Source organism: Ruegeria sp. CRTD044 (genome assembly GCF_059613485.1).
This window is the reverse complement of record NZ_JBXWSP010000016.1, coordinates 181,766-195,155: the sequence shown is the minus strand read 5'-3', so window position 1 is coordinate 195,155 and position 13,390 is coordinate 181,766. Positions and strand designations below refer to the sequence as shown.

General features: G+C 60.9%; 13 protein-coding genes. 10 read left to right on the top strand and 3 right to left on the bottom strand.

What is annotated here, in order from left to right:
* The first annotated feature begins 3 nt into the window (after window positions 1–3).
* Window positions 4–243 carry an HP1242/YdcH family protein gene (locus AC2FNL_RS13300; protein ID WP_093964776.1) on the top strand — a complete coding sequence of 80 codons (240 nt, stop codon included), beginning with the start codon at window positions 4–6 and terminating at the stop codon, window positions 241–243.
* 47 nt (window positions 244–290) lie between these two features.
* Here the strand turns inward: AC2FNL_RS13300 and AC2FNL_RS13295 are convergent, their stop codons facing one another.
* Both AC2FNL_RS13295 and AC2FNL_RS13290 read right to left on the bottom strand, forming a co-directional pair.
* Entirely contained in the window at window positions 291–1,691 is a 1,401-nt protein-coding gene (locus tag AC2FNL_RS13295) for a helix-turn-helix domain-containing protein (protein WP_093964777.1), read from the bottom strand.
* Window positions 1,692–1,755: 64 nt separating this feature from the next.
* Window positions 1,756–2,961 (bottom strand): multidrug effflux MFS transporter, encoded by a 1,206-nt coding sequence (locus AC2FNL_RS13290; RefSeq protein ID WP_093964778.1) that lies wholly within the window; start codon window positions 2,959–2,961, stop codon window positions 1,756–1,758.
* 172 nt (window positions 2,962–3,133) lie between these two features.
* Here AC2FNL_RS13290 and AC2FNL_RS13285 point away from each other — a divergent pair, with 172 nt between their 5' ends.
* The 5 genes from AC2FNL_RS13285 to AC2FNL_RS13265 all read left to right on the top strand — a co-directional run bounded on the left by AC2FNL_RS13285 (window position 3,134) and on the right by AC2FNL_RS13265 (window position 8,555).
* Entirely contained in the window at window positions 3,134–4,666 is a 1,533-nt protein-coding gene (locus AC2FNL_RS13285) for an acyl-CoA carboxylase subunit beta (RefSeq protein WP_496833928.1), read from the top strand.
* 70 nt (window positions 4,667–4,736) lie between these two features.
* The gene (locus tag AC2FNL_RS13280; RefSeq protein WP_170420355.1) at window positions 4,737–5,222 is read left to right on the top strand and encodes a DUF6497 family protein; all 486 of its coding nucleotides are present in this window, start codon (window positions 4,737–4,739) and stop codon (window positions 5,220–5,222) included.
* A gap of 127 nt (window positions 5,223–5,349) precedes the next feature.
* Window positions 5,350–5,703, top strand: coding sequence for a hypothetical protein (locus tag AC2FNL_RS13275; protein ID WP_496833927.1), 354 nt, complete (start codon window positions 5,350–5,352; stop codon window positions 5,701–5,703).
* A 485-nt stretch (window positions 5,704–6,188) separates the two neighbouring features.
* The gene (locus AC2FNL_RS13270; protein WP_093964781.1) at window positions 6,189–6,392 is read left to right on the top strand and encodes a hypothetical protein; all 204 of its coding nucleotides are present in this window, start codon (window positions 6,189–6,191) and stop codon (window positions 6,390–6,392) included.
* 117 nt (window positions 6,393–6,509) lie between these two features.
* Window positions 6,510–8,555: an acetyl-CoA carboxylase biotin carboxylase subunit gene (locus AC2FNL_RS13265; RefSeq protein WP_170585639.1), complete on the top strand. Its 2,046-nt coding sequence runs from the start codon at window positions 6,510–6,512 to the stop codon at window positions 8,553–8,555.
* A 115-nt stretch (window positions 8,556–8,670) separates the two neighbouring features.
* Here AC2FNL_RS13265 and AC2FNL_RS13260 read toward each other — a convergent pair whose 3' ends face one another.
* Window positions 8,671–9,108 (bottom strand): DUF4174 domain-containing protein, encoded by a 438-nt coding sequence (locus tag AC2FNL_RS13260; protein WP_170368102.1) that lies wholly within the window; start codon window positions 9,106–9,108, stop codon window positions 8,671–8,673.
* 144 nt (window positions 9,109–9,252) lie between these two features.
* Here AC2FNL_RS13260 and scpA point away from each other — a divergent pair, with 144 nt between their 5' ends.
* From scpA to AC2FNL_RS13240, 4 genes are all read left to right on the top strand, one after another.
* Window positions 9,253–11,418 (top strand): methylmalonyl-CoA mutase, encoded by a 2,166-nt coding sequence (gene scpA / locus AC2FNL_RS13255; protein WP_496833926.1) that lies wholly within the window; start codon window positions 9,253–9,255, stop codon window positions 11,416–11,418.
* A 156-nt stretch (window positions 11,419–11,574) separates the two neighbouring features.
* On the top strand, window positions 11,575–12,177 hold the full coding sequence (locus AC2FNL_RS13250) for a VOC family protein (RefSeq protein WP_496833925.1): 603 nt from the start codon (window positions 11,575–11,577) through the stop codon (window positions 12,175–12,177).
* Window positions 12,174–12,662 (top strand): GNAT family N-acetyltransferase, encoded by a 489-nt coding sequence (locus tag AC2FNL_RS13245; protein ID WP_496833924.1) that lies wholly within the window; start codon window positions 12,174–12,176, stop codon window positions 12,660–12,662. Before AC2FNL_RS13250 ends, AC2FNL_RS13245 begins: the two co-directional genes overlap by 4 nt.
* Before the next feature lie 45 nt (window positions 12,663–12,707).
* On the top strand, window positions 12,708–13,388 hold the full coding sequence (locus AC2FNL_RS13240; protein WP_093964787.1) for a molecular chaperone DjiA: 681 nt from the start codon (window positions 12,708–12,710) through the stop codon (window positions 13,386–13,388).
* Window positions 13,389–13,390 lie beyond the last annotated feature (2 nt).

Genomic DNA, 13,390 nt, shown 5'->3' with positions numbered 1-13,390 from the left:
GGAATGTCCCATACCCCGCATGAACTGGCCGAGGAATTCCCGGACAAGGTTGAACTGATGAGCCAGCTCAAGCAGACCGATGCCCATTTCGCCCGGCTTGCGGACGAATATCACGAACTCAACCGTATGGTGCATCGGGCGGAAACCAATGTTGAGCCGATGGAAGACCTGGCCGAGGGCGAACTGCGCAAAAAGCGGGCCGCGCTCAAGGATCAGATCTGGTCGATCCTGAGCAAAGCGTGAACCAAAAAAGGGGGCAGGATCTGATCCTGCCCTTTCCGTTTTTCAGCTCAGGTGACTTCGTAGGGCAGCGTGCCGCGCGTATGGGCGTCGATCTTCAGTCGGCGCTCCAGCGGTGGCACGGACCGTTGGTGGCAGGTCTGGCGTTCGCAGATGCGGCAGGAAATCCCGATCGGTTCGTAGGCGCTGGTGTTGTTGATGTCCAGATTGTCGGCATAGACCAGTGCTTCGGCGTGCCGGACCTCGCAACCGAGGGCGATGGCATAGCGGCGCACTGGCGCACCGAAGGACCCGCCAGACTTTGAAACGTCGCGCGCGATCGAGATATACCGAACCCCGTCGGGTGTTTCCGCCAATTGCAGCAGGAAATGACCAGGCGTTTCAAAGGCCCGGTGCACGTTCCAAAGCGGGCAGGCCCCGCCGAACCGGGCGAATTGCAACCGGGTGGCCGAATGGCGTTTGGTGATCGTGCCCGCCTGATCGACCCGCACAAAGAAGAACGGGATGCCCTTGGCGCCCGGTCGCTGCAGCGTGGACAACCGGTGGGCGACTTGTTCGATCGAAGCGCCGAACCGGTTGCTCAGCAATTCAAGATCGTGCCGGTCTTCCTGCGCTGCTGACAGAAAGGCGGTGTAGGGCATCAGTGACGCGCCAGCGAAGTAGTTTGCGAGGCCGATCTTGGCGATCGAGCGGGCTTCGTCGCTTTGAAACTTGGCAAAGTCCAGCGTGGCCTCGAGCAGTTTGTCCTGGCTGATCAGCGCGACCTGCAGCAGCAGTTGAAACACCTGGGTCTGCGGCGCTGCGCGCGAAGACAGGCGCAATGTTTTTGTAGCGTTGTCATAGCTGCGCAGGGCCGGAATGTCTTCGAACATCACCTGAACCCCGCGTTCCTTCAGGCTGTCCAGTGCTGCCTGCCGAATGCCTCCCGGTCCTTCGGCGCGGGCGGCGAACCGTTCAGCGGCCCGATCGACCGCGTCAATGTAGTTGTCGCAATAGTGAAAGAAATCGCGCACCTCTTCCCACGGGCTGGCCTGGATGCGGGCATCCTCGCGTCCGAGGGCCTCGTCCAGCGAGGCGAGCCTCTCATGGGTCTGGCGGTAGGCTTTGTGCAGCTCGATGAAGGACCGCGCCAATGCGGGGGCATTGGACGCCGTTAGCCGCAGGTCCGCCAGAGGGGGGATGGCATCCGCGAAGACAGGATCGGCCAACGCCTCGCGCATGTCCGAGACCAGACGCTCGCTATCGCCGGTGCTCAGCTCGGTTACATCCATGCCGAATTCCTGCGCCAGCGCCAGAACAACCGTGGTCGAGATCGGCCGGTTGTTGTTCTCCATCTGGTTCAGATAGGGCAGGGAAACACCGAGCTTGGCGGCAAATTCCTTTTGCGTCAGCGTCAGGCGCGTCCGCATTTCGCGCAGCTTTGCACCTGCGTAGAGTTTCTGAGTGGCCATCGGTTTTCTTTGCAGTTATTCCGCCTGCGCAGGCTAACTTTGCAAAGTCCCGGGTGCAAGATGGCTAGATGCCGAGTTGACGTTCCCGCCAGATCACGCTGCTGATCGCGACTATGGCCAGGACCGATGTGGCCAACATCAACCACAACAGCGGCATGGCGCCGGTTTCATTGGTCAGCATCGCACCGGCCAGGGCGCTGAGAGCTGCGCCGCCGCCCAGCATGATCGCGCCGCTTAGCCCGGATGCGGTCGCAGCCAGATGTGGTCGCACGGACAGCGATCCGGCGGTTGCATTCGGGATCGACATGCCGTTGCCCAAGCCGACGAATGTCATAAACCCGAAAAAGCTGAGCGCCGAGCCCAAACCGGCCAGAAACAGGACCGCCGACAACGCGACGCCGATTGCGTTCAGCCAGCAGCCCCAGCGCACCATCCGGTTCACGCCATAGCGCACTGAGTACCGGCCGCTGATGAAGTTCCCGAAGAAGTAGCCGACAGCAGGGGCGCCGAAATAGATTCCGACTTCGGCGGCGGTCAGGCCAAAGATCTCGGTGCCGATGAAAGGCGCGCCACCCAGATAGGCGAAGAACGCGCCAGACGACAACGCGGATGACAGCGAATACCCCCAGAACCGCGGAGAGGTCAGCAGTTCGGGATACTCCCGAAACTGTTGGATCAGGGTTTTGCCGCTCTTGGCCGAGGTTTCTCCGAAATCATGATAGGTCAACGCCAGCGCGAAGGCGGCCAGTCCGAAAGGCAGCCAGAAATTGGCCTTCCAGCCAAAGCTTTCCTCAAGAATACCCCCGATGGCCGGTCCGATCATCGGCACGACGGCCATGCCCATGGTGACATAACCGATCATGGATGCGGCCTGATCCTGGTCATACATGTCGCGCACCGCTGCGCGGCTGAGGACGATCCCCACGACGATAACGGCCTGCCCCATGCGAAAGGCAAGAAATGTCTCGACGTTTGGGGCGTAGATGCACCCCAGCGTTGCCAGCAGAAACAGCACCAGCCCCCACAGCAGCACCGGCCGCCGCCCGGCCTTGTCGGCGATCGGACCGATCAGGATCTGCAGAACGGCGTTGATCAGCAGATACAACGCAATCGACAGCTGCATGACCTTGTAGTCGGCCTCAAAATAGGCTGCCATGAAAGGCAGGCTGGGAAGGAACAGGTTCATGCTGAGCGCCGACAGTCCCGACAGCAGGACAAGCGTTAGCAGCTTGGGTGGAGAGCGGTGCGTAGACGTGGAACTGAACTGCATGGTTCACTCATAATTCCGGTATTCGGGAAAGGCCATGCCGATGCACAAACATTAACTGATTTGCAATTCTCAGAAATGTAATTGCCAAAAATTTGCAAATTTGCCGAAAAGGCCTTTGGGTGACGCGGAGCAATCTATATTGTCGCCACAAATTTGACAGGGGAAAATCGTGATGAAGGACATCCTTGCCGAGCTTGAGAACCGCCGTGAGGACGCGCGCCTGGGTGGCGGGCAAAAACGGATCGATGCGCAGCATGCGCGGGGCAAGCTGACGGCGCGCGAGCGGATCGAGCTGCTGGTCGATGAGGGCAGCTTTGAAGAGTTCGACATGTTCGTGAGCCATCGCTGCACCGATTTTGGCATGGAAAAACAGAAACCTGCGGGCGACGGTGTCGTGACCGGATGGGGCACGATCAACGGCCGCATGGTCTATGTGTTCAGCCAGGACTTTACCGTGTTTGGCGGATCTCTGTCGGAAACCCATGCGCAGAAGATCTGCAAGATCATGGATATGGCCATGCAGAACGGCGCGCCTGTAATCGGCATCAACGACTCGGGTGGTGCGCGAATCCAGGAAGGTGTCGCCTCGCTGGCGGGCTATGCCGAGGTGTTCCAGCGCAACATCATGGCCTCGGGCGTGGTGCCGCAGATCTCGGTAATCATGGGCCCCTGTGCCGGTGGCGCAGTCTACAGCCCGGCGATGACCGACTTCATCTTCATGGTCAAAGACACCTCGTACATGTTCGTGACTGGCCCGGATGTTGTGAAGACCGTCACCAACGAGGTCGTCACCGCCGAGGAGCTGGGCGGTGCGTCGACCCACACCAAGAAGTCCAGCGTGGCCGACGGTGCCTTCGAGAACGATGTCGAGGCGCTGGCCGAGGTGCGCCGGCTGGTCGACTTCCTGCCGCTCAACAACCGGGAAAAGCCGCCTGTGCGCCCGTTTTTTGACGAGCCGGGGCGGATCGAGACTTCTCTGGACACGCTGGTCCCGGAAAACCCCAACACCCCCTACGACATGAAAGAACTGATCACCAAGGTAGCCGATGAGGGTGATTTCTATGAAATCCAGGAGGATTTCGCGAAGAACATCATCACTGGCTTCATTCGGCTTGAGGGGCAGACCGTCGGCGTGGTGGCAAACCAGCCGATGGTTCTGGCGGGATGTCTGGACATTGACAGCAGCCGCAAGGCCGCACGGTTTGTACGGTTCTGCGACTGTTTTGAGATTCCGATCCTGACCCTGGTGGACGTTCCCGGCTTTTTGCCCGGCACCAGCCAGGAATATGGCGGTGTCATCAAACATGGCGCCAAACTGTTGTTTGCTTATGGCGAAGCGACTGTGCCCAAGGTGACCGTGATCACCCGCAAGGCTTACGGCGGCGCCTATGACGTCATGGCGTCAAAGCACCTGCGCGGTGATTTCAACTATGCCTGGCCGACCGCCGAAATCGCGGTGATGGGCGCGAAAGGCGCAACCGAAATCATCCACCGCGCCGATCTGGGAGACCCGGGCAAGATCGCGAAGCACACTCAGGACTATGAGGATCGGTTCGCCAACCCGTTTGTCGCTGCCGAACGCGGCTTCATCGACGAGGTGATCATGCCGCACTCGACGCGCCGCCGTGTGTCGCGGGCCTTTGCCAGCCTGCGCAACAAGCAGCTGAAGAACCCTTGGAAGAAACACGACAACATTCCGCTGTAATCCGCCGGGGCGCTTTGCTCCGGTTCGATCCACGAATGTTCCCGATTGACCGCTGACACAAAACCGTTTCATGATCCCAGCCACCAGATACGGAACAGCGCAGGAGATGATCCTGGCGCCTGCGACCCCGGAAGGAGGAGCCTGCCTATGGCGGGTCCGGGGTCGCGCTCTTGTTCTGGCTTTCATGTGTTTTGGATCGCCCGGTATCGCACAGGACGGGAACCTGTTGCCGGTTCCATCCGGCCAGCCGGTGACACTTGAGGATGTTCTGGTCGATACCAACCCGGGCGAACTCTGGCTGCGGTTTCGGTTTGTCGCGCCCAAGATCGGCGATGAGGTGGGCGGTATCGGCTATGACGTGGCCGCGACCGACATGGAGCACCTGTGTCAGACTCTGGCCATTCCTTATGTCGAGCACCATCAACTCAGCCCGGCGCGGGTCGTGATCTCGCTGTCCGACCGCCCGGTGGAATTCGGCAACTCGTCTCCGGACGCGACGCAGTATTTTGAAGCCTACCGGTTGGACCAATCCGCATGTATCTGGGAGGGACTCTGAACATGATTTCCCGATCTCATGTCGTCGGAGCATTCCGAGAAACTGATGCGGCTTTGGAGATACGCATGACACATTCATCCCTGCGCGGGTGCCCGTCGCGGACCGGTTTTTTGAACGAGGTGCCGGCATGTTGAAGCACCGTGGATTTCCCGGACGGCTGCCGGGAACCGACTTCCAGTTCACGATCCGCCGAGCCAACCCCAAGGGCGTGACGCCATTGACCCGCCGTGAACGCTATCGGGACCGAAAAGCCGCGGACAAGCGTGCCGATACGGCATTCCTCGAAGCTTTGTGGGAGCATTTCGGGGATCAGCCTTTTGAACGCGGGAATCTGGACGCTGGCCGCCTCAGCTGGCTGTTTGGGCGCGAGGTCGTGCCGGCCGAGGATCCGTTCGATCCGGCCAGCTATGATGCGTGGCTGATGATCGACGTTGAGACCGCGCGGCAATCCTTCCCCGATATCTTCGGTGAGGAGGCATAGTTCGGCATGAGCCTTCAGCCAAATATCATGGGTTCACCTGCTTGGAGCGCGATCCGGCGGCGACCGGATATGCGGTCCAGTCGGCGCCCAGTGATGGCTGAAGTCTGTGCCGGAACCCGTTGCAAACCGGGCTATTTCGGCACGAACCTGCGCGCCGTTTCCGGGAATGGGCAATTTCCAGCCGGAATTTCCGGCCGTGCAATTGATCCGTTGGCGGCCGCATTTTTGCTGTGCAAGGTGAACGGGCCGTGCGGCTCGACTTTGCCTGCGCCGCACATGCACCTACTATTCCGTACCCCTTCCTTCCGCGGGCAGGACCGTGTTTCCAACACAGACCTGCCCGCGCTTTTCTTTGCCCGAACTGCGGACCCAAGGCGGCAAAAACCTGCGCAAAGCCGTGTTTCACCCCGTTTGATATTGAATAACAAAGCCCGATTCAGGCATTTGCTGTTCAACTCAACAAGAAACCAAAAGGGGCAGTATACATGCGAATCTCACGAGTTTTCCTTGCGCTCGCAACCTGTGGCGGGTTGGCAGCCTGCGGTGATTCAACCGGCGAACAGGCGCTGCTTGGCGGCGGTGTCGGGGCTGTCGGGGCTGCGGTTCTCAGCGCGGACCCGATCCTTGGGGCTGCGGTCGGTGCGGCCGGCAACGTGCTGTATTGCAAGACGCAAAACAACTGTAACTGATACCGGTTTTCCGGGGCGCGCGCCGTCCCGGTCATCATTTGACGGAACGCCGTTGCGGGGCATCAGCCCGGCAGCGGCGTTTTCGTTTGTCCAGAACACAAAGACAGAGGACGTTCCATGTTCAACAAGATCCTGATCGCCAACCGAGGCGAGATTGCCTGCCGGGTCATCAAGACCGCTCGGAAAATGGGAATCGGTACTGTCGCCATCTACTCGGATGCCGACAAGCACGCGTTGCATGTGGAAATGGCCGACGAGGCGGTTCACATCGGCCCCCCGCCGGCGAACCAGTCCTATATCGTGATCGACAAGGTGATGGACGCCATCCGCCAGACGGGCGCGCAGGCGGTGCATCCGGGCTATGGTTTCCTGTCCGAAAACGCGAAATTCGCCGAAGCGCTTGAGGCCGAAGGCGTCGTGTTCGTGGGCCCCCCGAAAGGGGCGATCGAGGCCATGGGTGACAAGATCACCTCGAAGAAGATCGCGCAGGAGGCCGATGTCAGCACCGTTCCCGGATACATGGGCCTGATCGAGGATGCGGACGAGGCGGTGAAGATTAGCCAGCAGATCGGCTATCCGGTGATGATCAAGGCCAGCGCCGGCGGGGGCGGCAAAGGCATGCGCATCGCCTGGAACGACGAGGAGGCGCGCGAGGGTTTTCAAAGCTCGAAGAACGAGGCAGCGAATTCGTTCGGGGATGACCGGATCTTCATTGAGAAATTCGTGACGCAACCGCGCCACATCGAAATTCAGGTTCTGTGCGACACGCATGGCAACGGCATCTATCTGGGCGAGCGTGAATGCTCGATTCAGCGCCGCAACCAGAAAGTGGTGGAAGAGGCCCCGTCGCCCTTCCTGGATGAGGCAACCCGTCGCGCGATGGGCGAGCAGGCCGTGGCGCTGGCCAAGGCCGTGGGCTATGCCAGCGCGGGCACCGTGGAATTTATCGTTGATGGCGACAAGAATTTCTACTTCCTGGAAATGAACACCCGCCTGCAGGTGGAACACCCGGTGACCGAGCTGATCACCGGTGTCGATCTGGTCGAACAGATGATCCGCGTCGCCGCAGGCGAGCCTCTGTCGATCACCCAGGACGACGTAAAGCTGACCGGCTGGGCGATCGAGAACCGGCTGTATGCCGAGGATCCTTATCGCAACTTCCTGCCCTCAATCGGGCGGCTGACCCGCTATCGTCCGCCGCAGGAGGTGGCCGCGGGGCCGCTGCTGGAAAACGGCAAATGGCAGGGCGATGCGCCTAGTGGCGAGACAGCCGTGCGCAACGATACCGGCGTCTATGAAGGCGGCGAGATCAGCATGTACTACGACCCGATGATCGCCAAGCTGTGCACCTGGGCGCCGACCCGCGAACAGGCGATCGAAGCGATGCGCGTGGCGCTGGACAGTTTCGAGGTCGAAGGCATCGGCCACAACCTGCCGTTCCTGTCGGCGGTGATGGATCATCCGAAATTCGTCAGTGGTGATATGACCACCGCCTTCATCGCCGAGGAATATCCCGATGGGTTCAACGGTGTCGAACTGCCCGAAGGCGACCTGCGCCGAATCGCGGCCTCGTGCGCGGCGATGCACCGGGTGGCCGAGATCCGCCGCACCCGAGTGTCGGGCCGGATGGACAATCACGAGCGCAAGGTCGGCAAGCGTTGGGTGGTCACGCTGCAGGGGCAGGAATATGCGGTGCAGGTGAATGCAGACCGCGACGGTGCCACGGTCAAGTTCGAGGACGGAGCCGCCCTGCGCGTCAGCTCGGACTGGACGCCAGGTGACCAGTTGGCGGTTCTGGACGTGGACGGAAGCCCGCTTGTGCTGAAGGTCGGCAAGATCTCGGGCGGGTTCCGCATCCGTAACCGGGGGGCGGATATGAAGGTGCATGTGCGCCGGCCGCGCGCTGCCGAACTGGCCAAGCTGATGCCCGAGAAACTGCCGCCAGACACATCGAAGATGCTGCTGTGCCCGATGCCGGGCCTGATCGTGAAGATCGATGTCGAGGTCGGCCAAGAGGTGCAGGAAGGTCAGGCGCTGTGCACGGTCGAGGCGATGAAGATGGAGAACATCCTGCGTGCCGAGCGCCGAGGCGTTGTCTCCAAGATCAACGCCGGTCCGGGCGACAGCCTGGCCGTCGATGACGTGATCATGGAGTTCGAATAACGCCCATGTGTGCCTGCCCGGAAAATGTGGGTTTTGCCCGTTCGGCCGCCATCTGCACCGTCGGTGCGGATGAGGCGGGCGTGGCAGACCCCCTCCGCCGGGCGGATTGCGGTCGTCAGCGCCGCTCGCGGACTTCGCGCTCGCGCAGGGGGGTCTTGTCGATGGAGCGGCTGATCTCGCGCACGCTCCACGGCGTGGGTTTGCGCAGTTTCACCACCCCGTCCTTGTCGACGAAGACCATCGCGAACCCGCGCGGGCGCAGTTGCGTCCGGATCGGGGAGCGCGCCGAAGGGTCGGTGTCGGTCAGAACGATGACGTCCCGGTCACGCATCATGTCTTCGCCCTCCAGCAACATGTCGATCTGTTGCTGGAATCTGGGGTCGGCTGGCGTATCGGCGAACACCACTATGGGGCGGTGTGTCCACAGAAACTCGTTCAGATCGCTGTCTCCGGCTGGCCGGATATACGCGGTTTCATCCGGGGCCGCACCGTCGGCGGCGACGGCGGCCACAGGCAAAAAAGCTGACAAAACAAGGGCAAGCGTGCGGGTCATGTGGTCTCCTGTTCCTTTGAATATAGACCCAGTTGCCGCGAATGCGACCGGCGAAATGCGTGCGACTATCAAAAAAATGAATGATCGGATCTGCCGTGCGTCTGGTCGGCCCCTTCATACACATACCCAGCCCCTCGGCGTGCCATGCGGGCCCGCGACGGGAACAGACAAGAGGATTACGCTATGACCAACACGAAGGATTGGCGCGCCCTGGCCGAAAAGGAGCTGCGTGGGCGCCCTGTCGAAGACCTCTCCAAGACGACGCTGGAGGGGATCGAGGTCAAGCCGCTTTACACGCAGGACGACATCGAGAACCTGCCGCATATCGGGTCGTTGCCCGGCTTCGGGCCTTTCACACGCGGTGTGAAGGCAACCATGTATGCAGGGCGTCCGTGGACCATCCGCCAGTATGCGGGGTTTTCCACGGCTGAAGAATCGAATGCCTTCTACCGCCGCAACCTCGCGGCCGGTCAGCAGGGCGTTTCGGTCGCGTTCGATCTGGCCACGCACCGCGGCTATGACAGCGACCACCCGCGCGTGGTGGGTGATGTGGGCAAGGCCGGTGTGGCCATCGACAGCGTCGAGGACATGAAGATCCTGTTCGACGGCATCCCGCTGGATCAGGTCTCGGTCTCGATGACGATGAACGGCGCGGTTATCCCGATTCTGGCCAATTTCATCGTAACCGGCGAAGAACAGGGCCATGAAAAATCAGTTCTGGCGGGCACCATTCAGAACGACATTCTGAAGGAATTCATGGTCCGCAACACCTATATCTACCCGCCTGAGCCTTCCATGCGGATCATCTCGGACATCATCGAATATACCTCGAACGAGATGCCCAAGTTCAACTCGATCTCGATCTCGGGCTACCACATGCAAGAGGCCGGGGCGAACCTGGTGCAGGAGCTGGCCTATACCCTGGCCGACGGGCGCGAATATGTGCGCGCAGCCATCGACGCGGGAATGGACGTGGACAAGTTCGCTGGCCGTCTGTCGTTCTTCTTTGCCATAGGTATGAACTTTTTCATGGAGATCGCCAAGCTGCGCGCCGCGCGTACGCTGTGGCACCGGGTGATGACCGAATTCGGGGCCAAGTCGGACCGCTCGAAGATGCTGCGCACCCACTGCCAGACTTCGGGCGTGTCGTTGCAGGAACAGGACCCCTACAACAACGTGATCCGGACCGCATACGAGGCGATGAGCGCGGTGCTGGGCGGTACACAGTCGCTGCATACCAACGCGCTGGACGAGGCGATTGCTCTGCCCACCGATTTCTCGGCCCGAATTGCGCGGAATACACAGTTGGTGTTGCAGGAAGAAACCGGCGTTACCGATGTGGTCGATCCGTTGGCCGGCTCCTACTATGTGGAAAGCCTGACCAATGAACTGGTCGAAAAAGCCTGGGCCCTGATGGAAGAGGTCGAGGAGATGGGCGGCATGACCAAGGCGGTTGCCAGCGGCATGCCCAAGCTGCGGATCGAGGAAAGCGCCGCGCGTCGTCAGGCCATGATCGACCGCGGCGAAGAAGTAATCGTTGGTGTCAACAAGTACCGCAAGGAAAAGGAAGACCCGATCGAAATCCTCGAGGTCGACAACCAGGCTGTCCGCGAGGCGCAGATCGCCCGGCTGGAACGCATCCGCGCGACCAGGGACGAGGCCGCCTGTCAGGCTGCGCTGGACGAACTGACCCGGCGCGCGAAAGAGGGGGGCAACCTGCTGGAAGCCGCCGTCGAGGCCGCGCGTGCCCGCGCAACCGTAGGAGAGATCAGCATGGCAATGGAAAAGGAATTCGGCCGTCATCGGGCCGAAGTGAAAACGCTGGCTGGTGTCTATGGCGCAGCTTACGAAGGTGACGAGGGCTTTGCCGCCATCCAGAAATCGATCGAGGAATTTGCCGAGGAAGAGGGCCGCCGCCCGCGTCTTCTGGTGGTGAAGATGGGTCAGGACGGCCACGACCGCGGGGCCAAGGTGATCGCCACCGCCTTCGCCGACATCGGTTTCGACGTGGACGTCGGCCCGCTGTTCCAGACCCCGGCCGAGGCCGCGCAGGACGCGATCGACAATGACGTGCATGTGGTTGGCATTTCCAGCCAGGCGGCGGGCCACAAGACGCTGGCACCGCAATTGGTGGAAGAACTGAAGAAAGCCGGAGCCGAGGATATCATCGTGATTTGCGGTGGCGTCATCCCTCAGCAGGATTATCAGTTCCTGTACGATCATGGGGTCAAGGCCATCTTCGGGCCGGGGACCAACATCCCCGAGGCGGCGCAGGATATTCTGCGCCTGATCCGCGAGGCGCGCGCCTGAACTGTGACTTTGGGGGGCTTTCTGTCCCCTTGTGCGCGATGCCTGCAGCCTCGGGCATCGCTCGCGGGGATGTTTGGTGTCAGATGAAGTGCCCAAGTCAGGCTTTTCATGGTATCCGATGGCATGAGGTCGGTTTTGGACGCTGGAGGCGCAATTATGGAGCTTGATCACCTGGCGGTGGCCGCGTCGACCTTGGACGAGGCGGTCGCGCATGTAGAACAGGCCTTGGGTATTCCGATGGTGCCCGGTGGCAAACATGGAAAATTCGGCACCTACAACAAGCTTTTGGGTCTGGACGAGGGCCTGTATCTGGAAGCGATCGCAATTGACCCGGACGGCGCCGATCCTGGGCGGCCACGTTGGTTTGATCTTGATTGTTTCTCGGGATCGCCGAGGCTCAGCAACTGGGTCTGTCAGGTTTCGGATCTGCAGGCCTGTGTCGATGGTTTCTCAATCGACATAGGCGATATCCATGACCTTGATCGTGGTGCCTTGCGGTGGAGGATGGCGGTGCCGGGATCGGGGCGCTTACCGTTCGACAACCTGTTTCCCGCCTTGATTCAGTGGCAAGGTGACTTGCATCCGGCTGGCATGCTGCGGGCCAGTGGCTGCCACCTGCGGCGGTTGGCGGTCTATCACCCGGACGCGCTGGATTTGGCGCAATTGCTCGGCCCGCTCGACAAGGTTGTTTTCGATTCCGGGCCCGCAGCTCTACGGGCTGAATTTGAAACGCCGCACGGACCGCGGGTGCTGGAATGATCATTCGCCCGGCTCGGCCCCTGGATGCGGCTCAAATTGCAGAGATCACCAATACGATCATCCGCGAGACGCTGATCACGTTTACCACGACCGAGCGAAGCCCCGAAGAAATCGCGCGGGATATCGACGAGCGAGGGCTGGCGTTCCAAGTTGCCGAGCTTGAAGGCCGGGTTTTGGGATATGCGACTTACGGCAGTTTTCGCTCGGGTCCCGGATATGCGCACAGCCGGGAACACACCATCCTGCTGGCTCCTGAAGGCCGGGGGCGGGGCGCGGGTCGCGCGCTGATCCGAACCTTGGAGGAGGTGGCGCGATCCCAAGGCGTGCATGTTCTGGTCGCTGGAATCTCGGCCGAGAACCCGGGCGCGATTTCCTTTCATGCGGCGGTCGGTTTCGAAACGGTCGGCCGAATGCCGGAAGTTGGTCATAAATGGGGGCGTTGGCTGGATCTTGTGCTGATGCAGAAAATTCTGGCTCCGGAATGAATGGTCGCACCTGACAGTCCGTACGCGGCGCGCTAGTGTGCGCCCATGTCGATCTGGTCCCGCATATCCGAAGCGCTGAGCGCGCTTGCCAAAGGTGAAAGCCTGACGGCTGTTTTCGAAAAGCTGCGCACGCCGCCCGAACGCTCGGTGGCCTTCGCGATTGCTGTCATCGCATTGGGCGCAAAGATGGCCAAGGCGGACGGGCAGGTGACCCGGGACGAGGTGACCGCGTTTCGCGAGGTGTTTCGCATTCCGCCGGAGGAAGAGGCCGGCGCGGCGCGCGTGTTCAACATGGCCCGGACGGATGTGGCCGGGTATCAGGAATACGCACGCAAGATCGCGCGCATGTTTGCCGAAGACAGCACCACTCTTTGCGACCTCATGGAGGGGCTGTTTCATATCGCCATGGCGGATGGGTTCTATCACCCCAACGAAAACGAGTTTCTGGAGGATGTGGCGCAGATTTTCGGCCAGACCGATGCACAGTTCAAAGCCCTGCGTGCGCGCTTCGTTCCGGATGCGCCCAAGGATCCTTACACCGTTCTGGGCGTGACCCCTGACACTCCGCTCCCCGAGATCCGAAAAATCTGGCGCAGGCTTGTACGTGACACACATCCCGATGCGATGATGGCCCGTGGTGTTCCCGAAGAAGCAATTCGGCTCGCCGAGAAAAAGATGATCGACATCAACCGCGCCTGGGATGAAATCAACGGCGCGCGGGTCTGAGA